Origin of the sequence: Sphingomonas pseudosanguinis (assembly GCF_052056765.1) — a bacterium.
Taxonomy (GTDB): Bacteria; Pseudomonadota; Alphaproteobacteria; order Sphingomonadales; family Sphingomonadaceae; genus Sphingomonas; species Sphingomonas pseudosanguinis.
On sequence record NZ_CP189888.1, the window covers coordinates 847,742 to 872,183 of the forward strand.

Annotated in this window: 23 protein-coding genes; 9 read left to right on the forward strand and 14 right to left on the reverse strand. The window is 68.0% G+C overall.

The features are described 5' to 3' along the window. Window positions 1–4 precede the first annotated feature (4 nt). The 3 genes from ACQHGV_RS03885 to ACQHGV_RS03895 form a co-directional block, all read right to left on the reverse strand. Complete coding sequence (locus ACQHGV_RS03885; RefSeq protein ID WP_440979499.1) at window positions 5–718, reverse strand: WecB/TagA/CpsF family glycosyltransferase; 714 nt, start codon at window positions 716–718, stop codon at window positions 5–7. Continuing rightward, window positions 718–1,914, reverse strand: a complete 1,197-nt coding sequence (locus ACQHGV_RS03890) for a glycosyltransferase family 2 protein (RefSeq protein ID WP_440979500.1) — start codon at window positions 1,912–1,914, stop codon at window positions 718–720. Before ACQHGV_RS03890 ends, ACQHGV_RS03885 begins: the two co-directional genes overlap by 1 nt. A 93-nt stretch (window positions 1,915–2,007) precedes the next feature. Beyond that, window positions 2,008–3,066 carry a glycosyltransferase family 2 protein gene (locus ACQHGV_RS03895; RefSeq protein WP_440979501.1) on the reverse strand — a complete coding sequence of 353 codons (1,059 nt, stop codon included), beginning with the start codon at window positions 3,064–3,066 and terminating at the stop codon, window positions 2,008–2,010. Window positions 3,067–3,182: 116 nt separating this feature from the next. On the opposite strand from ACQHGV_RS03895, the gene ACQHGV_RS03900 reads away from it, so the two are divergent. Further along, entirely contained in the window at window positions 3,183–4,670 is a 1,488-nt protein-coding gene (locus ACQHGV_RS03900; protein ID WP_440979502.1) for a lipopolysaccharide biosynthesis protein, read from the forward strand. A gap of 9 nt (window positions 4,671–4,679) precedes the next feature. Here ACQHGV_RS03900 and ACQHGV_RS03905 read toward each other — a convergent pair whose 3' ends face one another. Further along, complete coding sequence (locus ACQHGV_RS03905) at window positions 4,680–5,561, reverse strand: glycosyltransferase family 2 protein (protein ID WP_440979503.1); 882 nt, start codon at window positions 5,559–5,561, stop codon at window positions 4,680–4,682. Window positions 5,562–5,702: 141 nt separating this feature from the next. Between ACQHGV_RS03905 and ACQHGV_RS03910 the strand changes: the two genes are divergently transcribed. Continuing rightward, entirely contained in the window at window positions 5,703–6,737 is a 1,035-nt protein-coding gene (locus ACQHGV_RS03910; RefSeq protein ID WP_440979504.1) for a hypothetical protein, read from the forward strand. A 15-nt stretch (window positions 6,738–6,752) separates the two neighbouring features. On the opposite strand, the gene ACQHGV_RS03915 is transcribed toward ACQHGV_RS03910, so the two are convergent. Further along, window positions 6,753–7,790 carry a transglutaminase-like cysteine peptidase gene (locus tag ACQHGV_RS03915; protein ID WP_440979505.1) on the reverse strand — a complete coding sequence of 346 codons (1,038 nt, stop codon included), beginning with the start codon at window positions 7,788–7,790 and terminating at the stop codon, window positions 6,753–6,755. Window positions 7,791–7,935: 145 nt separating this feature from the next. Continuing rightward, entirely contained in the window at window positions 7,936–8,142 is a 207-nt protein-coding gene (locus ACQHGV_RS03920) for a hypothetical protein (RefSeq protein WP_183951083.1), read from the reverse strand. A gap of 249 nt (window positions 8,143–8,391) precedes the next feature. Here ACQHGV_RS03920 and ACQHGV_RS03925 point away from each other — a divergent pair, with 249 nt between their 5' ends. The 5 genes from ACQHGV_RS03925 (at window position 8,392) to ACQHGV_RS03945 (ending at window position 14,382) form a co-directional block, all read left to right on the forward strand. Beyond that, the gene (locus ACQHGV_RS03925) at window positions 8,392–9,774 is read left to right on the forward strand and encodes an exopolysaccharide biosynthesis polyprenyl glycosylphosphotransferase (RefSeq protein WP_440979506.1); all 1,383 of its coding nucleotides are present in this window, start codon (window positions 8,392–8,394) and stop codon (window positions 9,772–9,774) included. A gap of 12 nt (window positions 9,775–9,786) precedes the next feature. Beyond that, window positions 9,787–11,028, forward strand: a complete 1,242-nt coding sequence (locus ACQHGV_RS03930; protein ID WP_440979507.1) for a cell wall hydrolase — start codon at window positions 9,787–9,789, stop codon at window positions 11,026–11,028. A gap of 74 nt (window positions 11,029–11,102) precedes the next feature. Continuing rightward, the gene (locus ACQHGV_RS03935) at window positions 11,103–11,573 is read left to right on the forward strand and encodes a hypothetical protein (protein WP_440979508.1); all 471 of its coding nucleotides are present in this window, start codon (window positions 11,103–11,105) and stop codon (window positions 11,571–11,573) included. Beyond that, window positions 11,570–12,973, forward strand: a complete 1,404-nt coding sequence (locus tag ACQHGV_RS03940) for a hypothetical protein (RefSeq protein WP_440979509.1) — start codon at window positions 11,570–11,572, stop codon at window positions 12,971–12,973. Before ACQHGV_RS03935 ends, ACQHGV_RS03940 begins: the two co-directional genes overlap by 4 nt. Before the next feature lie 50 nt (window positions 12,974–13,023). After that, window positions 13,024–14,382, forward strand: coding sequence for an O-antigen ligase family protein (locus tag ACQHGV_RS03945; protein ID WP_440979510.1), 1,359 nt, complete (start codon window positions 13,024–13,026; stop codon window positions 14,380–14,382). Here ACQHGV_RS03945 and ACQHGV_RS03950 read toward each other — a convergent pair. From ACQHGV_RS03950 to ACQHGV_RS03975, 6 genes are all read right to left on the reverse strand, one after another. Next, window positions 14,316–14,972, reverse strand: coding sequence for a hypothetical protein (locus tag ACQHGV_RS03950; RefSeq protein ID WP_440979511.1), 657 nt, complete (start codon window positions 14,970–14,972; stop codon window positions 14,316–14,318). The genes ACQHGV_RS03945 and ACQHGV_RS03950 overlap by 67 nt on opposite strands. Then, the gene (locus ACQHGV_RS03955; protein WP_440979512.1) at window positions 14,950–17,103 is read right to left on the reverse strand and encodes a GumC family protein; all 2,154 of its coding nucleotides are present in this window, start codon (window positions 17,101–17,103) and stop codon (window positions 14,950–14,952) included. The genes ACQHGV_RS03950 and ACQHGV_RS03955 overlap by 23 nt, the downstream gene beginning before the upstream one ends. Window positions 17,104–17,122: 19 nt before the next feature. Continuing rightward, on the reverse strand, window positions 17,123–18,415 hold the full coding sequence (locus ACQHGV_RS03960; RefSeq protein ID WP_440979513.1) for an outer membrane beta-barrel protein: 1,293 nt from the start codon (window positions 18,413–18,415) through the stop codon (window positions 17,123–17,125). Window positions 18,416–18,482: 67 nt separating this feature from the next. Continuing rightward, on the reverse strand, window positions 18,483–18,965 hold the full coding sequence (locus ACQHGV_RS03965) for a hypothetical protein (RefSeq protein ID WP_409786767.1): 483 nt from the start codon (window positions 18,963–18,965) through the stop codon (window positions 18,483–18,485). A 40-nt stretch (window positions 18,966–19,005) separates the two neighbouring features. Then, window positions 19,006–19,599, reverse strand: coding sequence for a polysaccharide biosynthesis/export family protein (locus tag ACQHGV_RS03970; RefSeq protein ID WP_440979514.1), 594 nt, complete (start codon window positions 19,597–19,599; stop codon window positions 19,006–19,008). Between the two features lie 141 nt (window positions 19,600–19,740). Next, a complete protein-coding gene (locus tag ACQHGV_RS03975; RefSeq protein WP_440979515.1) occupies window positions 19,741–20,964 on the reverse strand; it encodes a glycosyltransferase family 4 protein in 1,224 nt (407 codons plus the stop codon). Window positions 20,965–21,196: 232 nt separating this feature from the next. Here ACQHGV_RS03975 and ACQHGV_RS03980 point away from each other — a divergent pair, with 232 nt between their 5' ends. Both ACQHGV_RS03980 and ACQHGV_RS03985 read left to right on the forward strand, forming a co-directional pair. Beyond that, window positions 21,197–22,264 carry an acyltransferase family protein gene (locus ACQHGV_RS03980; protein ID WP_440980132.1) on the forward strand — a complete coding sequence of 356 codons (1,068 nt, stop codon included), beginning with the start codon at window positions 21,197–21,199 and terminating at the stop codon, window positions 22,262–22,264. Continuing rightward, window positions 22,261–22,782 (forward strand): serine O-acetyltransferase, encoded by a 522-nt coding sequence (locus ACQHGV_RS03985; protein ID WP_440979516.1) that lies wholly within the window; start codon window positions 22,261–22,263, stop codon window positions 22,780–22,782. The genes ACQHGV_RS03980 and ACQHGV_RS03985 overlap by 4 nt, the downstream gene beginning before the upstream one ends. Here the strand turns inward: ACQHGV_RS03985 and ACQHGV_RS03990 are convergent. Beyond that, complete coding sequence (locus tag ACQHGV_RS03990; RefSeq protein WP_440979517.1) at window positions 22,779–23,894, reverse strand: acyltransferase family protein; 1,116 nt, start codon at window positions 23,892–23,894, stop codon at window positions 22,779–22,781. The two genes, ACQHGV_RS03985 and ACQHGV_RS03990, sit on opposite strands and share 4 nt — an antisense overlap. Next, the gene (locus tag ACQHGV_RS03995) at window positions 23,891–24,439 is read right to left on the reverse strand and encodes a sugar O-acetyltransferase (protein WP_440979518.1); all 549 of its coding nucleotides are present in this window, start codon (window positions 24,437–24,439) and stop codon (window positions 23,891–23,893) included. Before ACQHGV_RS03995 ends, ACQHGV_RS03990 begins: the two co-directional genes overlap by 4 nt. Window positions 24,440–24,442: the final 3 nt, after the last annotated feature.

Sequence of the window (24,442 nt, forward strand, 5' to 3'; positions counted from 1 at the left end):
GCGCTTAGCGCATCAGCAGGCGGATGATCTGTGGCCCCTCGACCAGATAGCGCCGCCACAGCCGCCCGGGATTGCTGGCCAGCCGGTGCAGCCATTCCAGGTTGCACGCGCGCACCCAGCGCGGCGCGCGGGCCTGCCGCCCGGTCAGGAAGTCGATCGACGCGCCGACGCACCAGGCGACGCCGGGCGTCTGGCGGAGCGCGCCGACGGCCCGCGCGAACCGTTCCTGCTTGGGTGAGCCGAGGCAGATCAGCAATATGTCCCAGGGCGCGGCGGCGGCGCGCGTGACGCAGGTCTGCCACGCGGCCGAACCGGGCGTCATGACGGCGGGCGAGGGGATATGGTGGAGCGCGACGCCCGGAAAGCGATCGACCAGCGCGCGCCAGTCGTCCGCGCTCGGGCCGACGATGGCGATACGCTGTCCCGCGCCGCCCCGGTTCATCAGGTCGGCGACCAGATCGGAACCGGGATAGCAGTCGAGCGCGACGCCCTTGGCCTTGGCCATCAGGGTCAGGACCTTGCTGTCGCACAGATGCACCGCCGCGCCGTCATAGAGCGCACGCACCTCCGCATCGCGGGCGGCGCGGTTGACCAGGTCGACATTGGGGGTGACGACATAGCCGAAGGGCCGGGCGCTCATGCCGACCATCCGGTCGAACAGCGCCGCGCGGCTGCCGCGTTCGAAACGGAAGCCGAGGAAATCGGTGGTGGCGGCCATTATTCGCGTCCCTTCATTTCCGCGCCGCGCTCGGTCCGGACCCAGCCGCGCTGCGGCGCGCGCAGGATGCGGCGATAAAAGCCCAGCTTGGCGAGCACGGTCAGCGGCAACCGCGCCAGATCGCCGATGCTGAGCAGATCGCGGCCATAGCGGTGCCAGGCGAGCGCGATGGCACCCACGACCAGCGCCATCTGCACGACACCGATGGCCAGCGGCAAGACATGGCCTGACAACAGCGCCCAGAGCGCCGCCAGGATTACGAGCGCACCTTGCCCCGCGATCAACAGGCTGAGTGGTGGAATGGCGAGGTCGAGCGCCAATGCGAGCACGCGCATGTCGCCGCGCCGCAATCCGGTGCAGGCCAGCCGCAGGACATAGCGCCGCATGATCGACAGATAGCCGCCCTCCCAGCGCGCGCGCTGCGCCTCGGCCGCTTCGCGGGTCGCGGGCAGCGGGCTGGTGATTTGCGCTTCGGGACAGAAACGGGGGCCTGCGCCGTCCAGCGTCAGGTCGACCGCCAGCAGCAAATCCTCGACGATTTCGCCCGATCCCAGCTCGATGCGTGAGAGCAACGCGGTCGGAAAGGCCATGCCGCTGCCGGTCAGGACGCACGGTACGCCCAGTCGCTTGCCGCCGAGCAGACGGACATAATTCTTCACGCGAATGGCGAAGGCGCTGAACCGGCTGGCCAGCGATCCGCCGGGTGCGGCCTCCAGCCGGTAATCGCCCTGAACGGGCCGCCCCTCGCGTGCGGCCATGGCGGCGAGCCGGTGGAGCGCGTCGCGCGATAGCAGGCAATCGGCATCGACGATGACCGTCACCGGATTGGCCCAGCGTGCCGCATGCGCCAAACCATGCGCCAGCGCATAGCCCTTGCCGCGCCGGACCCGATCCTGCCGCTCGGTCACGTCCGCGCCATGGGCGGCGGCGATGGCGGCGGTGTCGTCGGTGCAGTTGTCCGCGATCACCAGCATGCGATCGCCAGCGCGAAGCTGCCCCGCGATCGACCGCAGCGTCGGGGCGATCACCTCGGCCTCGTCATGCGCGGGGATCAGAACGGTGAACGCGGGCGCATCTCCGGCGGGCAGCGGGGCGGGGCGTCGCAAGCCACTCAGAATCTCGGCGGCGAACAGCAGCGCGGCCGGCATGAGCGCCAGAAACCCCAAGATCAGCAGCACATCGCCCAACATCGTCATGACCGTTCCCCTGACCGGGGTGCCCTCTAGCCATGTGCTGCGGTTGCGAACAGGCGCGAAGATGGCGCGACCGTCCCAAAGTCTGACGCCGGATCAGGCGGCGCGGCGCAACCCGGCAGGCTTATAGGCGGACAGGATGTGGCGGATGGTCGCCATCTCGTCGCTGTCGAGACCGCCGCGCAGCCGCAGGCACGCGAAGCGGCCGAGCATCAGGGGCAGCGTCCGGTTGGACAGGACATCGCGGAACGCCAGTTCGCGCTGCACGCCCGGCGTGTCCCCGAAGATGCGCAGCAGCGTGGCGCGCAAGCGCCGCCAGGCGGCGGGCAGGGCGCGCCGATCGGCCACCGGGGCCAGCCGCGCGCCATGGTTGCAGAAGGGCAGGACGCTCTGCCAAGCCTCGCCATGCCGCGCGGCGAGCAGCCGCATCAGCTGGTCCGATATGTCTTCGGACACCGCCATCTGCGCGTCGAACTTGCTGATGCTAATATTGCCGCCATGCTGGCGGTAACGGATCAGCTTGTCGGGCAGGTTGGCGCACAGGCCGAGCAGCGCGAGCTGCGCGAACAGCCAATAGTCCTCGGCCAGCGTGGGGACGTGGAGCGACGGCACGCCCGGCGCCTCCAGAAAACCGTCGCCATAGCGCGCGCCGTGCCGCTCGATCACCGATCGGCGCAGCATGACCGTCGGCTGCGCGATCGGGTTGTTGAACAGGCAGGCGATACGCAAACGATCGGCCGCATGCGGCAGGCGACGGACGCCCAGCGACCGTGTCGCGGTGGCGTCGACCGTCTCATATTGCCCGCCGACCAGCGCCAGATCGGGATGATTCTCCAGAAAGCGACGCTGGCGCGACAGGCGTTCGGGCAGCGAGAGATCGTCGGCATCGTGGAGCGCGATGAACGGCGCCTCGGCGCGTTCGAAGCCCAGATTGCGGACCTCGGACAGGGTCAGCGACGGCGCGCAGGGCACCTGCTCGATGCGAGGATCGGTGGCGGCGAGTGCGGCGACGATCGCGCCCGTGTCGTCGGTCGAGCCATGGTTGAAGACGCGCAGCCGCCAGTCCCGTTCGGTCTGGCCGATCAACGAGCGGATGGCATCGCCGATATAGGCGCCGCCGTTGCGCACGGGCATGACGATATCGATGGTCGCCACGATTGCCTTCGTCCCCTCCATCCAGCGCCCGAGACCAACAAGATTCGCAAAGTGTCTCAGGCTGACACTCTGCCGCGCATGGCGCGCCGATCGTGCGAAGGCTAGAGGCGATCGAATTGAGCCGGGGACAGAACGTGCAAAAGCAGGACGGATATCGTCGCAAGGTGTTGGGCGGCACGGTCACGACGATCGTCACGCAAGTGTTGCGGGTCGGCGCGACGATCGGAACGGTGATCGTCGCCTCGCGTATCCTGTCGCCGACCGATTACGGCATTTACGCGATGGCCGCGCCCGTCACCGGATTTGCCTTTATGTTTCAGAACATTGGCTTTGATCATGCGGTGGTGCAGTCGGACGAGGTGTCCGATGTCCAGCTGTCGTCGCTGTTCTGGCTGAACATCGGCCTGTGCCTCGTTCTCGCACTGGCGCTGGTGGCGGCGGGGCCGTTCGTCGCCATGTTCTACGACAACACGCAGGCGGGCGTGCTGGTGGCGGCCTCGGGCCTGCTGATCGCGGCGACCGCGCCCAACCCGCTCTACAATGCGCTGCTCAATCGCGAGATGCGGTTCCAGACGCAGAATCTGGTTGACATCATCAGCAGCGTCACGATGTTCACCTTCACCGTGACCGCCGCACTGATCCTGCGATCCTATTGGGCGCTGCTGGCGGGGGCGCTGGCCTCGACGGTGATGAACACCTTCTCGTTCATGTATTTCGAGCGCTGGCGGCCGCGCTTCATCTTTCAATGGGCCAGCATCGCGCCGATGGTCCGCTTCGGCGGCGGCGTGTCCATCTATGGCTTTGCCCTGTTCATCACGCGCAACATCGACAAGGTGCTGATCGCGCGCGTCTGGGGGCCGGCGACGCTGGGCTATTATGACCGCGCCTATCGGCTGATGGCTGCCCCGCTCCAGAATTTCAGCGGGCCGCTGTCGCGCATCATCCTGCCGGTGCTGGCGCGCACGCGCGAGGAGCCGCAGCGTTATCGCCGGGCCTATCTGATCTTCCTGCAGGGGATCATGACCTGCGCGGTGCCCGGCGTGATGGCCGCCGCGGTCGGATCGGATGCGACGGTGCGGTTTCTGCTGGGCGACAAGTGGCAGGCGGTCGGGCCGATCTTCGCCTGGCTGTCCGGCACCGCCGCGATGCTGCTGGTCAATGAATCGGCACCGTGGCTGATGATGTCGACCAACCGGTCCAAGGTCATGATGAACTGGGGCCTGTTCGCCTCGGCCACGGTGGTGATCGGGTTCCTGATCGGCCTGCCCTGGGGCGCGATCGGCGTGGCCAAGGCCTGTTTCATCGGCGAGGCGCTGCGCTCGCCCCTGCTCTTCTGGCTGTCGGCGCGCGATACCTCGGTCCGCATGTGGGACATCGCCAGGCTGCATATCGTCACCATCGTCTCGCTGGGCGCTGCCGCCGCGACGCAGATGGTGCTGCCGGCGGGGCTGTCGCCCCTGCCGCACCTCGTGATCCTGGCCATCGCCGCTTATGCCGCCGCCATCCCGGCACAATTGCTATCGGAGCCGGGGCGCGAACTGATGGCGATGGTGACGGGCTGGATCGGCAAGGCGGCGCGGCGCCCGATGCGCCGCCCCGCCTGACGTCACGGATCAGGGGCGGATCAGCCCCAGCGCGGTGCCGATCAGATGAACGGTCGAGCGGCGCGTGGTGCGGCCGTGCGGTGCGACCAGATTGCGCAGGGCAGGCGTGAGCGCGCCGCGCCGGATGCCGGTGGAATAGACCAGCGTCTGCGCCAGGTGAAAGCGCTGGAAACGGCGAATGTCCGCAGTCCGGTCGGCCGGGGCATAGTCGGACAGGATGCGATCATAGAGGACGCGGTGCCCCTTGGCGACCGAGACGGGATTGCGCGAGATGCGGTCGTCGCCATCGAAATAATAATGGGTCAGCGGCCGGTGGCACAGCGCGATGCGCCCCGCGCCACGCAGCTTCAGCCACATGTCCCAGTCCTGACAGCTGGGCAGGCTGATGTCGAAGCCGCCGACCGCGTCGAAGGCCGAGCGGCGGATCATCACCGCCGAGCAACCGCCGAGCGTGTTTTCGTAGAGCAGCGCCGACAGGTCATCGGCGTCCTTGCCGAACTTGGTCGTGCCGCCACCCTTGCCGTCATGGAACAGGGTGTCGGTGAAGATCGCCACGACATCGTCCGCGATCAGCGCGATCTGTTCGGCCAGCTTGGTCTCCGCCCAGCCATCGTCCGAATCGAGGAGCGCGATCCAGTCGCCCTTGGCGGCGGCGACGCCGATGTTGCGCGCGTTGGGCGCACCGGCGCGGGCGTCCAGTTCTAAGATGCTGACCGGAATCCCCGCGACCTCGGCGGCGCGTGCGGCGGCGACGGTCGCGCCATCGTCATCGGAGCCGTCATCGACGACGATGATCTCAACGGGTGCAACCGTTTGCCGGTTGGCGCATTCTATGGCGCGGCCGATGACCTTCGCGCGGTTCCGCGCGGGTATGACGACTGATATTCGCATTACGATCTATAATATCCCTGATCCCCGATGAAACTATCGTCATGGTAGGCGGGATGGCGACACAATATGGAGCCGGTCATGATCCATTGTCGGACACAAGGGCGGAACGTGATGCGGATTTTGCGGGCGCCCCTTGTCGCCTTGCTATTGACAGCCCTGGGCGCGGGTCCGGTCGCGCGGGCACAGACGACCATGCCCGGGGTGCGCGATCCGGCCGACCAGCCCTTTGCGAATGACAGTATCTGGAACACCCCGATCGGGCGCGGTGCGGATTATCAGGCGGCGGACGCGGCCGAGAGCCAGATGCTGCATACCGACAATAGCGGCGGCCCCGGCGGCTCCTATCCCTGGATCGCGGCCGATGCGATCGGCCTGTACCGCGCCAGCACCAGCGCTCCGGTCGCGACATGGCGCTATGATGTCCGCGCGGGCAGCGGCTGGACGAGCGGGCAGCCGGTGTCGAACGGCTCGGTCACTTTTCCGACGCCGACCGGCCTCCAGTTTCTGGGCGGCTCCGATGGTCATGCCATCGTGATCGATCCCGCCGGCCGCTATGCCTATGAAACATGGCAGGGCAAGCGGACGGGTGCCAGCGACTATCATGCCGTCTATCTGGTCCGCACCGACCTGCGCGGCCCCGGCATCGCCAGCGTCGAGGGGCAGTCCGAGGGTATCCGTGCCTTTGGCGGCTCGCTGGCGGGCGGGCTGGTCCGCTGCGAGGAACTGGCCAAGGGTGAAATCCCGCATGCCGTGGCCGTGCTGCTGTCCACTACCCAGCTGCGCAAGGGCGCGACCATGGCGGAACAGAAGGTCTGGCCGGCGACGCACAGCGATGGCGGCGGCAAGAATAATTATCAGGGACTGGTGCCGATGGGCGCGCTGCTCGCGCTGCCGCCCTCGGTCGATGTCGAGGCGCTGCCGCTGACGCGCGAAGGGCGCGTGCTGGCGCGGGCCTATCAGCGCTTCGGCGGCTATGTCGTCGATGCGACCGACAAGACCATGTCGCTGGCCGTGCTGCCGCAGGGGTGCGACAAGCAGATTATCAGCCATTTGTTCGCGGACCGGCGGACGATCCGCGACCATCTCGTCCGCGTGCTCAACAATGGCCCCGACCATATCGGCGGTCCCGGCGAACGGATCGCCGCCGCACCGCCCGTCCTGAAACCGGCGGACTAAGCCGGGGCCCGTGCCTCAGGTCCGGACGCTCTGCCAGCGCATGCCGTTTTCGGGCGACTGGATGCTGACCCAGCTATAGCTGGTCTGGTCGACCCGGCGAACCCATGGCGTGGCGCTGTCCAGCACCATGTCGCCGTCGTCGGTACGGGCGACCAGCACGGTATGCAGGCCGGTCTGCGGGCTGAACACCACCGCGAAGCTGAGCCGCGCCGGGTCATAGCCCTGCGCAACCAGTTGATAGCGTTTCTCGATCGCCAGATCCTCGCAGTCGCCCTGCGCCTGGCTGCCGATGCCGCTGCGTTGCCACTTCTCGTCGGTGGCGTAGATCTGCATGTCGGATCGCTGGACCACGCGGCCATTAACCAGCTTGTTGACCGATTGCAGCAGCCTGGCCTCCGCATCGGGCGACGGCTTGGGGCGAGCGGGGGCGGTGACCGCGATCGTCGCGACGGGCGCCGACCGTTCGACGATCAGCTCGGGCAGCTCTTGCGGCTGTGCGTCACGCGGATCGAACAGCGTAATGGCTGCCGTGCGAATGGCGGTGCCGGGAAGCGCACCGGTCTCAGCGGCCCGATCGCAACCGGAACCGCCCACATCGCAAAGCGGCACGATCCGATCCGGGAGCGTAAGGCGCAGCTTGCGGCCAAAGCCCGGCTCGGTCGGAGCGGTGGTCAGCAAGGCCGATGGCGCCGCGCTGCGAAGCGCGCGCGGCAGACCAAGATGCGTCGTGACCGCCATGCCCGAGGCGGACGGATGGCTCAGGCCACCCAGAATATCGGGGAGGGCGACGGCGATCATATTGGCCACCGCCATGGTGACGGCGGGCAGACCAGTGGCGATTCGCCCGCGCCATGCCGGGATGGTGCCGCTGGTTGCGGCGTCGGCGGGCGATGCGGCGTCCTGCTGGGCCTGGCAGAAGGTTCCGTCCGTCTGGCACATCGCGACGAAGCCCGTGGGCGGGGCCATGGTGTCGCCGCGTACCAGGAAGCGAGACGGCGCGGCATGCGCCGGGGCGGGATTCGCGGTCCCGAACACCACCGTGATAGCCGCCATCGCCAAGCGCACTTGGTATCGCATCTCTACCTCCTTGCCTGGAGGACGAGATGCGGCCCGACCGCTTACGCAGCGGTGGAGGACAAAGGTTTACCCGTTGTTAACCAGCAATTTCCGGCAGGATCTTGCCGGTTTGTTCGTTCCTTTAGCGAAGGACCATCACGGCCAGCGCGATCATGCCCCAGCACAGGCTGGCGGCGGCGGTGATCGTCACCAGATTGACCACCGACAACGTCTTGGCGGAAGAGGGCGGTGTCTCGCCCAGCGGCAGGACGCTGGCCGCGATCTCATCGTTCACGGCACCGGCATGCGCGGTGGAGGTTCTGGTGTCGAACTCGTGATGATGGATCATGGCGTCCTTCCTTCTCCTGCCTTGTAATATGGCAGCATTGCGGAAAGCTTAACAAGTGGGTTAACGCGCGAAATACCATGCAATGTGCGGCGTAACGCGCGCATTTTATTGGGATTTCTTGCTGCGTTGCAGCAAAGTGACGCCCGCCATTACTCCGTCAATCTGCCCCGCAATGGGATTTGGGGTGTGCGTCGACCCGTGGACGATACTTCGGAGCGCCAATTATAGCCGGCCCCTGAGGGAGCAGCCGTGCAATATGTCAGCTTTTCACGTGTAGATGACACGCCGCAGGCGGGTGCCGGCAAGCGGACCGCCACGCGCGCCCTGCGTCTACGATTCTATGCCGCGATCCTGACCCTGGACGCGTTCGCCGTCATGCTGGGCATCGGCATCGCGAGCCAGTTGCGGTTCGACGTCGCGCTGTCGTCCGAGGCGATCACGTTGATCGCGGGGCTGATCCCGCTCTTCTGCTTTCTCGATCTGGGCAATTTGCGGCCCGATTATCTTAACGATTGGCGGCGCTCGATCCTGTCGATGGTGATCGCGCTGGCCAAGGCGGTGCTGCTGCTGCTGTTCTTCGGCTTCATCCTGCACGCCATCGGCCAGGCATCGCGGCTGCTGTTCGGCTATGGTATCGCGCTGACGCTGGGTATCGCGATCGTGCTGCGCGCGGGCATCGTCGCGCTGTCGACCAAGACCTTTCGCGGCGGCGCGGTCAACCATGTGCTGCTGCTCGACGGGGTCAGCATGGACATGCCGGCGGGCCAGTCGGTGATCGAGGTCGAGCGGATCGATGCCGACACCTTCAACGACCCCTATCTGCTCGACCAGCTCGCGCGGCGCTTCGCCGATGTCGACCAGTTGAGCGTCGCTTGCCGCCCCGAACGGCGGCGCGACTGGGCGATGGCGCTGAAAGGGATCAGCGTACGTGCCGACATCCTGATCCCCGAACTGGACGAACTGGGCAGCGTCGGCCAGGCGCTGGTCGCGGGATCGTCGACCATCCTGGTGTCGACCAATCCGCTCAGCCCCTATGACCGGATATTGAAGCGCGGCGTCGATCTGCTGCTGGCCGCGATCGCGCTGGCGTTTCTGGCGCCGCTGCTGACCCTGGTCGCCATCGCGGTCAAGCTGGACAGCCCCGGTCCCGTCTTCTTCCGCCAGCAACGGGTCGGTTACGGCAACCGCCTGTTCCTGATGTACAAATTCCGCAGCATGCGGGTCGAGACCAGCGATGCGAAGGGCGGGCGTTCGGCCAGCCGCGACGACGACCGCATCACCCGCGTCGGCCGTATCATCCGCGCGACCAGCATCGACGAACTGCCGCAGCTGCTCAACGTGCTGCGCGGCGAAATGAGCGTCGTCGGCCCGCGCCCCCATGCGCTGGGGTCGCTCGCGGGCGATCAGCTCTTCTGGCATGTCGATGCGCGCTATCACCATCGCCATGCGTGCAAGCCGGGGCTGACCGGACTGGCGCAGGTCCGCGGCTTTCGCGGTGCGACCCACAAGCGCGAGGATCTGGTCAGCCGGCTCCAGGCCGATCTGGAATATCTGAACAACTGGAGCATCTGGCGCGACATCCTGATCATGCTGTCGACGGTCCGCGTGATCGTCCACCGCAATGCCTATTGAGGCGTGTCGGCGATGACGCGCACGCTGCTCACCATCTGGGAGGATCGGCGCGGCGACGTGCTGCTGGCGCTGGGGGCCATGGTCTGCGCGCTGGTCGGCTGCGCGGTCTGGTTCGGTTGGTCGCCGTGGAATGGCGGAGGCTATCACCGGGTGACGGGCAGCGATTCGGTAATCGCGGCGCAGGTCGTGCGCGAGGTGGAGGCGTTGCCCACCGTCACCGGGGTGCCCGTGGTCGCGCCGGTCGCCAATCTGGACGTCTCGGCGGACATCGCGCGGCGGGTCAACGCGCTGACCCCGTTCGCGCGTGGCCCCAATCCGGCGGCGCACCCCTTCCCCTGGGCTGGCAGCGCGGGTGACCGCGCGGCGGCCGAGGCCTGTCTGGCGGCGGCAGCCTATTATGAGGCGGGCAGCGATCCGCTGGGCCAGGCGGCGGTCGTGCAGGTCGTGCTGAACCGGGTGCGCCACCCCGCCTTTCCCAAGACGGTGTGCGGCGTCGTGACGCAGGGAGCCGAGCGGTCGACCGGATGCCAGTTCAGCTTCATGTGCGACGGCTCGCTCCATCGCCGGGTGCCGTCGCCCGCCGCGCTGACGATGGCGCAGGCGACCGCGCGCTGGGCGCTGAACGGCGGCGTGTTCCGCGCGGTCGGCGGCGCGACCCATTATCACGCCGATTATGTCGTGCCGCGCTGGAGCGGGGCGATGGACAAGGTGCTCGCCTTTCATCGCCACCTGTTCTTCCGCTGGCGCGGGCCCGCCGGTGCACCGGCGATGCTCCAGGCCAAACCGCAAGCCGGCGAGGCACCGCGCGGGCTGGCCGCGCTGTCGGCGATGATGGCCAAGGGGGAGGCGCCGATGGCGACGGTTTCGACCGATCCGGCGACCGCCGTGGCGGCGATGCCGGCCGACGCCGCGGTCCCAATCGTCGAGAGCGGAGCCATCGTCCGGTCGGACGAATGGCGCGGTATCTTCTATCTCTATCTCGACCCCGCCGATTATCCCGGCCGGTTCGCGATCAAGGCGGTGGAAGTGTGCGGCAAGCGCCAGACCTGCCTCGTCTATGGCTGGGACAAGCCCGAGCGCGTGCCGGTCGCTGTCACCGAGGCGCGGCCGGCGGGCGTGCTGTTCGCATTCAGCCATCGTGGAGACGAGCAGAAGGCGATGTGGGACTGCGCCCGCATCCGGCGTGACAAGGCCGATCAGTGCCTGCCCGGCACCGTCGCGCGCGTCGATCCGCCGATGACGGCGGCGCTGTAGAAATTTCGGATTGGGGCTGTCCTACAGCGTCGAATCTGGAACATATGGCGAACTCCTGATCGTGGGAGGAAAGCATGACGAGGACGAAGACCCGAATGGGGGCGGCGGGCATCATGGCGATGCTGCTCGGCTGTTCGGCCGGGACGGCACACGCGCAGCAGGTGGCCGCGCCGGCGGGCTATGCGCCATTGACCGCACCCTGCACGTCGCTAGCCGATGGGCGTTGCGCCGCCGTGTCCGGTGACACGCCGATGCCGGTCGCCACGCGTGCCGAGCGGCTGGTGCTGGCGGGCAACAATGTCGCGGCCGCGCCCGTCACGGCGCTTGGCGGGCTGTACATCCTGAACCAGAGCTGCGGCGGTTATGGCAGCCTGACGCTGCGCTATCTGGCGGCGGACGGCGTCACCATGCTGCCGCTGCTGACCCGCACCGCGTCCGACACGGGCGGCGGCACCAACATATATCTGGGAGCGGGGGCCGTGGTCGACATCAGCCTGTCCGGGACGACCGGCTGCAACGCGCAGCTGGCGCGGGTGCCGGCATGAAGCGCCTGCTCCTCGGGCTGGCGCTGCTCACCGCCTCAGCGACCCCGCCCGGCCTTGCCCAGACCCTGGCCCCGGGCGCGGCGCCGCTCACCGCCATCCCCAGCCCCGACTGGCCGCAGCAGCCGGCCGATGGCGACAAGGCCCCGCCGGTCGGCGGGCGTATCCACCAACGCTATCGGATCGCGACGCCGACCGCCGTGCTGGCCTCGTTCGATCAGGTCGGCCGGCTGACGGGGGCGCCTTCCGATGTCAGCGATGTCGCGGCCGATCCGCTCTATGGCGACACGCGCCTGACGCTGACGATGAACGGGTTCGGATCGCGGATGCTGCGGCCGCTGACGACGATGGCCGGCCCGGTCAATGCGACCGGCCAGCTGGTCCGCATCTGGACCAAGCCGATCGCCAATGTCGATCCGCGCCTCGGCACCTACAAGATCCGCCTCTATTCGACGGGCGGTCCCGCCAATCCGGGTGCGAATTATCACGAGTTCAACGCGGCGGGCCTGATCCGCGAGGGGCAGAAGGGGGGCGAGCAGCGCTGGGGATCGTTCACCATCCCGGTCGGCGCCTTCACAGCGGTCGGCAGCGGCGCGGACCTGACCGCGGTGACCTGGGCGATGGTGGAGGCCGCGCCCAACAACTCGGCGGGCATGACCATGGCGGTCGGCAATGTCGAGCTGATCGCCAACGCGCTGACCAAGGCCAAGATGATCATCGCCTTCGACGATCAATATCCCAACACCGTCAACTATGCCGCGCGGGCGATGGCGCGTTATGGCTTTCGCGGGGTCCTCTATGTCTCGGCGGCGACCGACACCGGCAAGGCGGGCAAGCTGCAGGTCGCGCAGTTGAAGACCCTGCACGACAATCTGGGGTGGCAGATCGCCAGCCAGGCCTGGTCGACCGAGAATAATAGCGGCCCCGGCGGGATCGACGTGATCACCGCCGACCAGCGCACCGCCGAGATGGCGCGGCTACGCAATTGGCAGAATGCGCTGGGCCTGACCGGCGGCGGGCATGGCAGCTATTTCAGCAATGTCGGCGTCACCGACATGATCGCCTATCCGATGTTCCGGCAAGCCTTCCGGTCGATGCGCGCCTATTATTTCGGCGAGTTCGGGCAGGTCGAAACCTATCCCTGGGGCGATCCGATGCGTATCCGCGCGATGGGCGCGGGGGAATTCCAATGGGGTAACAGCGCGTCAATCTATACCAGCTACTGGAAAAACCATGTCGATCGCGCCATGGCGCAAAAAGGTGTGGGGTTCCTGGTATTTCACGACGGGCTGAGCGGCGCGCTGTCCAACTGGCAGCCCGCCTTCGACCAGCTGATGGCCTATCTCGATGCCAATCGGGCGGCGATCGATGTCGTGACGGTCGAGGACCTCGAAAACCCCTGACGCACCGCCCCGCCGCCGGGTCGGGCGGCGGGGCGTGCTGGGGACGGGTGATGACGGCGACGGACAACAGGATCAGGGTCGCCGGCACGCTGCTGGCCGCCATCATCTTCGGCGAGGTCGTGGCACTCGGCGTCGACGGCCCGTTCCTCGCCACGATCGCGGCGGCGGTCGAGCTGGTCGGCGGCCTCGTCATCCTGGTGCTGCTATGGCCGAGCACCGCCTTCTGGCGACGTTTCGCGGTTCCGCTCGGGTTGGGGCTGCTCGCCTGGGCGTGGATCGCCAGCCCGAGCTGGTTCGCGGCCGATCCCTTTGGCCGGCACTGGAGCGCGCCCGACCTGTCGCCCCAGGCGAGCGCGCGCTTTCTGGGCGGGTTGGCCCTGATGACCGCCGCCGCCGCCATCGGCTGGCGGCGCGGCGGCGTCCGGCTGACGGTCGATCGCTGGCTGCTGTTCGGGCTGGTCAATATCGCGATCGCACTCGCGTTCCGGCATTATGATCCGAACGCGGTGTGGGGGATCGACAAGGGCGACCTGCGCGAGCGTTTCACCGGCACCTTCCTCAACGCCAATTCGGCGGCCTGTTATTTCGCGGTGCTGGCGGTGCTCGCGGCCGGACGCGGCTTCTCGCTGGCGCTGGACCGCAGCATGTCGGCGCCGCTCATCATTCATATCGTCGCGCCCATCGCGCTCCTCGGCGGGATCGGCGCCTGTGCGATCACGGGATCGCGCACCGCGCTGCTAGTCATGCTGATCGCGCTGGCGCTGCTGGCCTGGCAGTTCGGGCGGCTCTGGCTGCGGCGGCAGCGGGGGGCCGTGCGCGGGCTGATCGTCGGCGCCGGCATCATCGGCGTGCTGGTGGTGGTATTCGGCCTGCTGGGCGATGCCACCTTCGACCGGGTCGCGGACATCCAGGGCGACTGGGTCGAGCGGACCGAGCTGTGGAACCTCTATTCCCGCCTCGTCGCGGCCGCGCCGCTGGGCTATGGTCCCGGCGGGCTGGACGATGCGGCGCTGCACGGCTTCGCCTCGATCCATGAGGCGCATATCGCCTGGTTCGTCCATTCGACCCACAACATCGTGCTGTCGCTGCTGATCACGGGCGGTTATCCCTATCTGGCGATCATGGCGCTGCTCGTGGTCGCGCTGTTCTTTCCCTATTTCCGTCGCGCGCACCGGCTGCGCGAGCCGGTGGTGGTCGCGCTGGTCGCGGCGCTGGGCGTGATGGTCGTGTGCGCCAGTACCGATGTCGCGCTCGACATGCCCGCGCTCGCCTCGGCGGCGGCGGTGCTGGCCGGGCTGGTCTGGGGCCGCGCCTCGCGCTTCGTCGAGGAGGCGGCGGAGGATCAGGCGGGGATGCGGCTCTTGACCAACGCCTCGGCGGGCGAGCCGGCGACCAGCCCCAGCGCATAGGCATAGTTGCGGCCCGATGCCTGGGCCAGCCACGCGGTCTCGTTGACGATATGATCGCGCGTGGCGGCATCCAGGCGCGGCCAGACGGTCACGCCGAAACGGATGCGCCACGGCGCGCTGTCGCGCAGATAAGGCGCGGCGATATAGCTTTGCGCCAGCGCTTGGATCGCCTGCGGCGACTCCGCGCCGTGTGCCAGCAATTCGAGATAGGCGCGCGCGACCTCCGCCTCGCCCCAGATCGGCCGGCTGGCGCGTGCGACCGCGATGTCGGCGCGAGCCTGATCGAGCATCCCTGCCGCCCCGGCGGGGTCGGCAGCGGCTGCTCGCGCGCGCATTACGCCGCGTAGCAGCACGGCGCGGGCCGGCAGGTCCTTCGCGGGGACGGTCGATCGCAGATAGTCCTGGTCGTCGGCCTCGGTCGCCAGCCCCGCCGCCTGCCGGACCGACGCCTCGCGGGTGCGGACCACACGCGCCTCGCTGCTCAATGTCGAGACGGTGAAGACCAGCGCTGCGCCCAGCGCCGCCATCGCCGCGGCATTGGCCGCATGGGCGATGGCGGGCCGCCGCTCATTCCGAGCGGTAATAGGCATTGTATTTGGACGAATAATATAGCGCGCCGTACGCTTCCTCGCCGGCATCGACCATCGAGAACAGCGCGCCGATCAGCGGCACGCCGTCCTGCGCCAGCCCGTTCAATGCCGACTTCACCGCATTCACCGGTGTGTCGCCCCATTTGATGACCAGGATGGCGGCATCGACCAGCCGGGCGATCGTCCGGCTCTCCGCCACGCCGAGCAGCGGCGCGGTGTCGAGGATGATGCGGTCATAGCGGGCCGCCATGTCGCGGAGCAGCGCCTGCATGCCCTCGCCGCTGAACAGGTCCTCGGCCATGAACGAGTTGCTGGCGACGGGCAGCAGGTCGAGGCCCGGCAGCTGATCCGGGATGATCACCTCATCGACCGGACGCTGGCCGGTCAGCACCTCGATCAACCCCGCCTCGGGCCGGATATTGGCGGCACCCAGCATGCCCGCACGACGCAGGTCGGTGTCGATCAGCAGCACCTTCTCGCCCGCCAGCGCGCAAATCCGCGCCAATGCCAGCGCGCTGCTGGTCTTGCCTTCGTCGGGCAGGCTGGAGAGCAGCGCGACGACGCGCGCGCCCTGCCGCGCGGGGCCGGACGACAAGGCGTGACGCAGCACGCGGAAGGTCTCGGCATAGGAGCTCATCGGCTTTTCGAGGAGCAGGGCGGGGGCGGCGCAGCGTTCGCCGGCGGCGTTGCGCAGCTTGCTCGAGCGGATGCGCGGTACGCTCGCCAGCACCGGCAGACCCAGCGCCTCGACATCGCGGGTCGAGTAGATGCCGCTGGCCAGCACTTCGCGCGTGACGACTGACATCGCACCCAGCACCATCGCACCCAGACCCGCCAGCATCAGCAGCATGCGGCGATTGGGCGAGGAGGGTGCCTCGGGCGTCACCGCGCTTTCGATGACCTGCGCCTGGCTCAGCGAGCTGCGCGCGACCTGGTTCATCTGCTGCGCCTGTTCGGCCAGCTTGTTGTAGGCGGCATGGGCGGCATCGGCCTGACGCTGGTAATTGTCGGCGATCACGCTGGCACGGGTGTCGGTCGACTGTTGTCCGCGCAGACGGCCCATATCGCCCCGCAGGCTGGCGGCGCGCGCCTGGGCCGCATTGGCCTCGCTCTCCAGGCCGCCGATGATGCGGCTGGCCTCATCCTTGATCTGACGGTCGATCGCGGTCAGCTGTTCGTTGACCTTGATGGTCTCGGGGTGACGCGGACCATAGCGGGCGGACACTTCGCCCTGGCGCTGGATCACCTGCGCACGCTGCGACCGCAGATCGGCGATGACCTGCGAATTGAGCACGGCCGACACCGCATCGATCCCGCCCGAGGCGATCTGGGCGCGCGCGACGCGCAGCCGCGCCTGGGCGGCGGCGGCCTCGGACTCGGCGGTGGCCAGCTGCGAGGCGAGCGGGCTGATCTGCTGGTCGGTGACGGTGGCGTCGCCGCCGCTGACGATGCCGGTCTGCGCGCGATATTGCGCCAGCCGGGCATCGGCCTGCATCGCCTGCTGGTTCAGCGCGGCGAGCCGCTGGTCGAGATAGCTCGTCTCGCGGCTGGCGGTGCCGGTGCGCCGGCCGACGCTATAGGCGATATATTCGTTGGCGAAGGCGTTGGCGACATCGGCGGCCAGACGCGGGTCGCTGGCGGTGAAGCCGACATTGACGATGTACGTCATCTTGTCGCGCGCGGTGCTCAGCTTGCCCAGCAGACGGTCGGCCAGTTCGGTGTCGCGCTTTTCGCGCTGCGCCGGGGTGGCGGTCGCGGGCAGCGGCTTCATCCCCTTGGTGAAGGCCGGATCGCTCGCCAGCTTCAACCGGTCGACCACCGCCAGCGCGATGTTGCGCGAGCGCATGACGTTGACTTCGGTGTCGAAGATGTTCTGGTCGGGCCGCTCGCCGCTCATCTGACCGAGCGCGGCGCTGGGCGAGGGATCGATCTTCACCCGCGCCACCGCCTGATATTTCCAGGGCATCATCAGGATCAGCGCGGCGGCCACGACGAAGGTGACGATCGCCACCACCGCGAAGATACGCCAGCGGCGACGGAACATGCTGATCGTCGCGCTCCACAGCGCGCGCACGACCCCGGGTCCGGTGGAGGGGGCCGTATCGGCGAACGGCTCTGCGCTATGGTCCATGAGCATGGTCTTCAAAGCCTTACGGATGAATGGAAACGCCGGCGAGGGCGCGGAATTCGGAGAGGGCGGGGCCGTTCAGCCCGATGAAGTCGCTGTTGCGCCGCGCATAGCTGAGGTCGAGGCGACCGGTCAGCAGGCGGCTGGCGAGGTAGTTTGCGCCACCCGACACCTGCGACACGCGCGCCTTGCCACGCACGCCGATAAAGTCGTTCTGGGCATAGGAGACGCCGTAGGAGAGCAGCAGGTTGCGCAGCAGTTCATGATCGAACCGCATCGCCGCGCCGGTGTTGAAGAAGCCGCTGCCGCCGAAGGTCGAATCCTGAATGTCGCGGAACGCGTTGAAGGTGACGGTGGTCAGCTGCGACGGGAAATACTCGATCTTCGCATCGAACGAGAAGCCGCTGATATTCTGGTAGATCGGCGCGGTGAAGCGGCGGTCGATATAGCCGATGCCGGCCGATCCGCGCAGCAGCGCGGTCAGGTCGAGCGAGACGCCGGCCAGCGCGCGCACTTCCTTCGAATCGCGGTTGGCGATGCCGGGGGCCAGCGCCTGGTCATAGCTGGTGCCGGTATAGGTCACCTGGCCGAACACGCCGGTATCGGGGGTCAGGCCATATTCCAGCTGCACCGCCCCGCGCGCCACGTCGCGGTCGCGATTGTCCTGCGAGACCAGGAAGCCGCTCAGCGTGCGGACCGACTGGAAGTCGTATTTCGCGTAATCGGCGCTGCCGACGATCCGGACGCGGGCAAAGCGCCCTTCCGCCATCAGGCGCGCCTGGCTCTGCTGAAAGGGGGTGACGCTGCGCACATTGACCAGCGCGGCGCCCGAGAACTGCGATTCATAGCGGCGCGCGGTGTCGAGCGCGGCGGTGATCGCGACGTCGCTGGTCGCATCCAGCCGCCCGATCGTGCCGATCGACCAGCCGTCCTGGTTGCGCGGCTTGGCGTCGAGATAGCGGTAGATGTCAGCCGAGCCGTTCAGCTGCAGGCTGTGGCGCGACCAGTCGGACCGGGCGGTTACACGCGGCACGAGGCGCAGGAAACCGTCCGCCGTCTCGTTCGACGTCGTCTGATAGACGTTGTCGGTATAGCCCAGTTGCGTGTCGAGCGAGGGGAGGACGGTAAAGCCGCCCAGCTTGTACCCGATGGGGTTGGTTTCGGGGCGGCCACGCTCCAGCACGCTTTCGTTGCGGCCGCGATCGAAGCTGATCGGAACCACGGTTTCGATGGCGTTGCCATTCATCTGTGCCTGAGCCGCGGCCGGCAGGATCAGCGCGCAAGCGGTCGCGCCCGCCATCCAATAGCGAAACATTGGTGTCCCCATGAGTTGGAGCCGGCTCCCCGAAGATCCGGCTCATGTCTGTTATGGTTTTCTGGTCTTAATTCTGGGTCGTGTAGTTCACGCCGACGCCGCCACCGCCGACGCTGGGCCCGGCGGCCAGGCTGGCGGCATTGCCCGCTGCCCCGCCGGTGCCGCCCGTGCCGGCCTGTCCACGCCGGACGGCGGCGCGGGCATTGACCAAGGCGACCTTGACCTTGCGCGCGGCATTGCCCTGCTGGTTGACAACGAAGTTGAGCGCGGCGAGCGACACGGGGGCCGGCTGCTGCTGCTGCGAGATGGCGAACATCACCGCCGCCTCGATATCCTGCGCGGTGGCGGTCGCGGGTTGCGCGGCGATGGCGGCGTTGACCGCCTCGACGACGCGCTGCACGGCGGCGGGATCGGGCTCCGCCGTCGCGGGTGCGGGCGTGCCCGTGGCGGCCGGCGCCGGGGCCGCTGCCTGCTGCTGCGCCGCCGCAGGCGCGGTCAGGCCTGCGCCGATGGCGGCGATCGCCAGCATCTTTCGCACGTTCGTCGACATATGGTGCCCCCTGTTGTCCCGTTCCCCAACGGGCGATGATTTAAAAGTAACGCTCGCCGATCCGCACCGTGTCGCCCGGATAGACGACGACGCTGGGGTCCATTTTATACTGGTGCTCGGTGGTCTCGCCGAAGCGCTTGATGAAGACCTTGCGCTTGTTGGCGCGGTAGGTGAATCCCTCGGCACGCGCCACGGCGTTGAGCGCGGTCAGGCCGTTGGAATAGGGATATTCGCCCGGCTTGGTGACTTCGCCCATGATGTAGAAGGGGCGATAGGTCAGCACGTCCATGCTGACGCGCGGTTCGCGCAGATAGCCGTCCGCCAGCTTCGCCTCGATGTCGCGGATGACCTCGCGCGGGGTCCGGCCGGTCGCCTTGACGTCGCCGATCAGCGGCAGCGACAGGGTGCCGCTGTCGCTGACGGTGAACTCGCCCGACAGCGTTTCCTCGTTGAACACGATGACGCGCACCTTGTCGGCGACGCCGAGCTTATAGTCGGCGATCGGCTCGGCGGTGGCCGTGGCGGTCGCCGTCGTCGTAGCGGCCTGCTTGGCCGATGACGACGGGGCGCCTGTTTGCGCGCCCGCAGAGGCGGATGCGGCCAGCATCGCCAGGCAGAACCAGAATTTACGCATGTACCCAAACCCCTGACACAACCGGTATCGTATACGCTGTCCGGCGCGCCTCGAACAATCGGCGGGCCGGGTGGTTGCGCGCCGCGCCAACCCGCGGTTCGCCGTGGATTCGTCCCATTTCCGAACAGGCCCCTGCGGGCATCATGCCGCCACCTTCGGGCGATCCGTGCTGGCGCGCAGCAGCGCGTGCAGCTTCTCGGCCTCGCGCATCTGGTCATGGCGTTCGGCGACGAGCGCCCGCCCGGCCGCGCCCATACGCGCCAGCGTCTCCGGATCGGCGCGCGCGCAGGCGACCATGGCATCGGCCATCGCGCGGACCGAACCGGGGCTGTACAGCCAGCCGGTCTCGCCGGTGCGGACCAGATCGGCGATGGCGCCGACATTGGTCGCGAGCACCGGGCGGCCAAGCGCCAGCGCCTCCATGATGACGATCGGCAGCCCCTCGGCGAAGCTGGCCATCACCATCGCGCGGGCGCGTACGATCTGGGCGCGGACCTCGGCCTCGTCGGCCCAGCCGGTGATGGTGACATGATCGGTCAGCCCGAGCCGCGCGATCGCCGCCTCGACATCGGCGCGCATTTCGCCGTCGCCGACCAGCGTCAGCGTCGCGGGCACGCCCTGGTGCCGGGTTTCGGCGAGCGCCTCCAGCATCAGCAGCTGGCCCTTCACCCCCGACAGCCGCCCGACATGGACGAAATGCGGCGCCTCGACCGACGGGGCGGGCGGGGCCTTCAGAAAGTCAGCGAGCAGGCCGCAGCGCACGACCGTGATCTTGGCCCAGTCCTGCAGCCGTGACCAGCGATAGACCTGCGAGGCGCAGAATTCGGTGATCACCGCGACGAAGGCCGCGCGTTCGACCTTCAGCCCCAGCTTGATCTGGACCGGCCGGTCGAACTCCTCGGACCCGTGAATGGTGATGCTGTAGGGGATGCCGGCCATGGTGGCGGCCAGCATCGCGATCTCGGCGGCGTTGGTGCCGAAATGGGTGTGGAGGTGACGGATGCCCGCCGCGTTCAGCTCGCGCGCCAGTCGTGCGCCCTCGAGGAAGCTGATCAGATGATGCGGGATCGACCGGTCGGTGCGGCGCGACAGCCGGGCGGTCAGCCGCATCGCGGCCAGCCAGCGCGCCGGATGGCGCACGAGCATGGCGAGACCGGCGATCAGCAACGGCACGACGCCGCCTTGCAGCAAATAGCGCGTGCGGTCGCGCTCGGCCAGGTCGACGGGATCGACCACATCGGCGTCCCAGCCCCGCAGCGCCCAGCGATGGATCGTCTCGCCCCGTGCCTCGAGCGCGAGGATCTCACGCCGGATGAAGCTGTGGCTCACCTTCGGATACTGGTTGATGAAATAGCCGATCGCCAACGGAACCCCCAAGCATCGTCAAGGCAGCATGGCTTTGGTCGAAGCGGTCTTGTCCGTGCAATGCCTGTTATTGCTGCACCGTGTCATAACGGGTCAGGCATGACGGCGGGCCGTATTCGTCCGGCTTTATCCTGTGCGGGGAACCCGATAGCGGCTGGCTGTCCGGTGACAGGAGGATCGTCCCGAATGGGTTATGTGCGTGTATCAGGCGACCAGGATCGGAGCGGGCTTGATGCATGACCCTGTGCACGGACCCGCGTCGCGGGCCGTTCCTCCCGCCCGGCCCGAGGCGCGCGCGCATCTGGCGGCGCTCGATGGTTGGCGGGGGCTGTCGATTCTGGGCGTGATGGCGGGCCATATGCTGCCGCTCGGCCCGGTCGCCTGGGGTGGCAATGTCGCGGTCGCGGCGACGGGTATGGCGTTGTTCTTCACCCTGTCGGGGTTCCTGATCACCAGAACGCTGCTGCGCGACGACGCGGTCGTGCCGTTCGTCATCAAGCGCGTCTTCCGCATCCTGCCGCTGGCCTGGCTATACATCCTGCTCGTCATCGCGGGGCAGGGTGCGCCCTGGTCGGTGATCCTGCCCAATCTGCTGTTCTACGCCAATGCCAGCGAGGCCACGCTGGCCTATGCCCCGCATTTCTGGAGCCTGTCGCTCGAAATGCAATTCTATGCCTTCGTCGCCGTGCTGGTGGGCCTGGGCGGGCGGCGGGCCTTGTGGCTGCTGCCGCCCCTGGCGCTGGCGGTGACCGCCTATAGAGTGGTGCACCATGTCCCATTCGGGGTGGCGACGCTGGACCGTATCGACGAGATCATGGCCGGAGCGACGATGGCGCTGGCGATCCATCATGGCTGGCGCCCGTCCGCCTGGGCGGCGCGGCCGGTCGTGATCCTGGGGCTGATCGCAGTGCTGACGCTGGGGATGCTGGAGCCGGTCGTCGCGCGCTTTCCCTATATCTGTTATCTGCGGCCCTATATGGCGGCGTCGATCGTGGGGCTGAGTCTGGCGATGGAGCGCGGCTGGCTGGCGCGGCTGCTCGGCGGGGCGGTGCTGCGCTATATCGCGCGTATCTCCTATGCGCTCTACGTGCTGCACCCGCTGACCTATGCGGGCTGGATGGGCAGCGGCGATGTCGCCGTGCGCTATACCAAGCGGATCGGCAGCTTCGTGCTGGCCTTTGCGGGGGCGCATCTGTCGACCTTCTATCTCGAAAAGCCGCTGACCCGGCTGGGACACCGGATCGCGAGCGGCGCGAAGCGACACCGCGCGCCCGCACCCGACGGCGTCGCGGCGGCGTGAGCCCTTCGCCCGGCCCCTTCGCCCGGATTCGCGAGGATCGGGCCGTCTATCGAGAAGGTTGGTGGGCGCAGGGCCTGTGGGCGCTGGCCATTTATCGACTGGCGGCGGCGCGCTATGCCCGTCCGCGCGGGATCGTCCGTTCGCTCTGGGGCGGGGCCGCGAAGCTGGGCGTCAAATGGGTGGAATGTGTGTGCGGCATCTCGCTGCCCGATAGCGCGACGATCGGTCGGCGGCTGCGTATCGAGCATTTCGGCGGGATCATCGTCCATGGCGCGACCGTGATCGGCGACGACTGTGTGCTGCGCCAGAACGTCACGCTCGGCAATCGCAGCGAGGATCGCCCGATGGAGGCGCCAATCCTCGGCGACCGCGTACAGGTCGGCGCGGGCGCGGTGATCCTGGGGGCGGTCCGGATCGGCGACGATGCCATCATCGGCGCCAATGCCGTGGTCCTCCACGACGTGCCCGCCGGCGCGGTCGCGGTCGGCAATCCGGCGCGCATCCTGGAACGACGCTAGGCCCGCACCCGGCGCTTCAGCCAGGCGCGGAACGGCACATCCCAATAGCGGTGCACCGCGAGCGCGAAGCCCAGCGTGAAGAGATAGAGTGCGACGGCGATGATCGCGGTCGTGCCGACATGGGCCGGTCGTGTCGCCACCCAGTTCATGTAGAGATACACGAACGGATAATGGGTAATGTAGAGCGGGTAAGAGAGCCGCCCCGCCCGGCGGCATAGCCCTATCATCGCCGGCCTGCCGCGCGAATGCCGCCCGGCCAGGATGATCGCAGGGAACACCAGCAGCACGCAGGTCGCCTGATAGAGGCCGTTCAGCTTGATCGCCCCGACAGTGGGGAACACCGGCGCGGCGAATAGCGCGACCAGGATCAGGCTGAGCACCGGAAATCCGAGCCGCACCGCCGGCCACCGGTCGCGGAGTCGATAGAGCAGCAACCCGGCGAGAAAGGGATAGGCCAGCCGCACCGGCGCGCCCCAGAAATTGTCCAATCCCCAACCCGTGTCATAGGAGCCGAGCGTCAGCGCGGTCGCCACCGATGCCAGCGCCGCAATGCCGGTCAGCGCGACCAACGCCCGCACGCCGAGCCGCCGCAGGACCAGCGCATAGGCCAGATTGGCGATATATTCCTGCAACAGCGTCCAGGCCGGCGCATTGAGCGGATGGCTGTCCCCCAGCCGATTGGGCAGCGGCGGCGCGGGCAACGCGACCAGCCCGGCGACAAAGGCGAGCAGCACCAACAGCAGCGGCGCGGCCTGTCGCCCGCCGGCAAAGGGATCGCCGAGATAGCTGATCAGTCCGAGCAGCGTGCCCAGCACGACCAAAGGATGCAGCCGCAGCAGACGCCGGCCGATAAAGCCGCGCACCGACATCGCGTCCCAGCGATCATCATAGGCATAGCCGATGACGAACCCTGAAAGGGCGAAGAAGAAATCGACCGCCAGATAGGCGTGCGGCAGCATCAGCCGCGCCGGATCGAACAGCACGGTGATGCCCTGGATATGAAAGGCCACGACCAGCATCGCCGCCGTCCCGCGCAGCCCGTCGAGCACTTCGAAATGCGCCTTGCCGTCGCCCGTGCGGTCGATAGCGGGCGTGGGGCGGGGGTCGCTCATCGGGTGGCGGGGCGCGCGGGATTGCCCATCACGGTCATGCCCCTGGGGACATCGCGCGTCACGACGCTGCCCGCGCCGATAATGGCATCGTCGCCGATGGTGACGCCCGGCAGGATCAACGCGCCACCCCCGATCCAGACATTGGCCCCGATCCGCACCGGCCGCCCGAATTCCAGCGCCTGCGCGCGTAGGGCCGGGTCGCGCGGATGGTCGGCGGTCAGGATCTGTACGCCCGGGCCGATCTGGGTACCCGCACCGATCTCCACCGCGACCACGTCCAGGATGACGCAGCCGAAGTTCAGGAACACGCCCTCAGCGAGGCGAATGTTATAGCCATAGTCGCAGTGAAAGGGAGAGCGCACCGTCACCCGTTCCCCGACTTGGCCCAGCCCCTCGACCAGCATCGCATGGCGCGCAGGTCCATCGACATCGGACGCGGCATTGTAGCGCGCCATCCACCGCGCGGCGCGCGCGGCGTCGGCGGCCAGTTCGGGATCGTCGGCGATATAGAGTTCGCCGGCCAACATCTTCTGCTTCTGGCTCATGGG

Excerpts from the sequence above, each read along its gene's own strand:
- ACQHGV_RS03965 (WP_409786767.1), bottom strand. The coding sequence starts at position 18,965 with ATGTCGACGAACGTGCGAAAGATGCTGGCGATCGCCGCCATCGGCGCA.
- ACQHGV_RS03905 (WP_440979503.1), bottom strand. The coding sequence starts at position 5,561 with ATGCGAATATCAGTCGTCATACCCGCGCGGAACCGCGCGAAGGTCATC.
- ACQHGV_RS03930 (WP_440979507.1), top strand. The coding sequence starts at position 9,787 with ATGACGCGCACGCTGCTCACCATCTGGGAGGATCGGCGCGGCGACGTG.
- ACQHGV_RS03960 (WP_440979513.1), bottom strand. The coding sequence starts at position 18,415 with ATGTTTCGCTATTGGATGGCGGGCGCGACCGCTTGCGCGCTGATCCTG.
- ACQHGV_RS03945 (WP_440979510.1), top strand. The coding sequence starts at position 13,024 with ATGACGGCGACGGACAACAGGATCAGGGTCGCCGGCACGCTGCTGGCC.
- ACQHGV_RS03885 (WP_440979499.1), bottom strand. The coding sequence starts at position 718 with ATGGCCGCCACCACCGATTTCCTCGGCTTCCGTTTCGAACGCGGCAGC.
- ACQHGV_RS03970 (WP_440979514.1), bottom strand. The coding sequence starts at position 19,599 with ATGCGTAAATTCTGGTTCTGCCTGGCGATGCTGGCCGCATCCGCCTCT.
- ACQHGV_RS03940 (WP_440979509.1), top strand. The coding sequence starts at position 11,570 with ATGAAGCGCCTGCTCCTCGGGCTGGCGCTGCTCACCGCCTCAGCGACC.
- ACQHGV_RS03890 (WP_440979500.1), bottom strand. The coding sequence starts at position 1,914 with ATGACGATGTTGGGCGATGTGCTGCTGATCTTGGGGTTTCTGGCGCTC.
- ACQHGV_RS03950 (WP_440979511.1), bottom strand. The coding sequence starts at position 14,972 with ATGCCTATTACCGCTCGGAATGAGCGGCGGCCCGCCATCGCCCATGCG.
- ACQHGV_RS03955 (WP_440979512.1), bottom strand. The coding sequence starts at position 17,103 with ATGGACCATAGCGCAGAGCCGTTCGCCGATACGGCCCCCTCCACCGGA.
- ACQHGV_RS03980 (WP_440980132.1), top strand. The coding sequence starts at position 21,197 with ATGCATGACCCTGTGCACGGACCCGCGTCGCGGGCCGTTCCTCCCGCC.
- ACQHGV_RS03915 (WP_440979505.1), bottom strand. The coding sequence starts at position 7,790 with ATGGCGGCTATCACGGTGGTGTTCGGGACCGCGAATCCCGCCCCGGCG.
- ACQHGV_RS03920 (WP_183951083.1), bottom strand. The coding sequence starts at position 8,142 with ATGATCCATCATCACGAGTTCGACACCAGAACCTCCACCGCGCATGCC.
- ACQHGV_RS03935 (WP_440979508.1), top strand. The coding sequence starts at position 11,103 with ATGACGAGGACGAAGACCCGAATGGGGGCGGCGGGCATCATGGCGATG.
- ACQHGV_RS03990 (WP_440979517.1), bottom strand. The coding sequence starts at position 23,894 with ATGAGCGACCCCCGCCCCACGCCCGCTATCGACCGCACGGGCGACGGC.
- ACQHGV_RS03995 (WP_440979518.1), bottom strand. The coding sequence starts at position 24,439 with ATGAGCCAGAAGCAGAAGATGTTGGCCGGCGAACTCTATATCGCCGAC.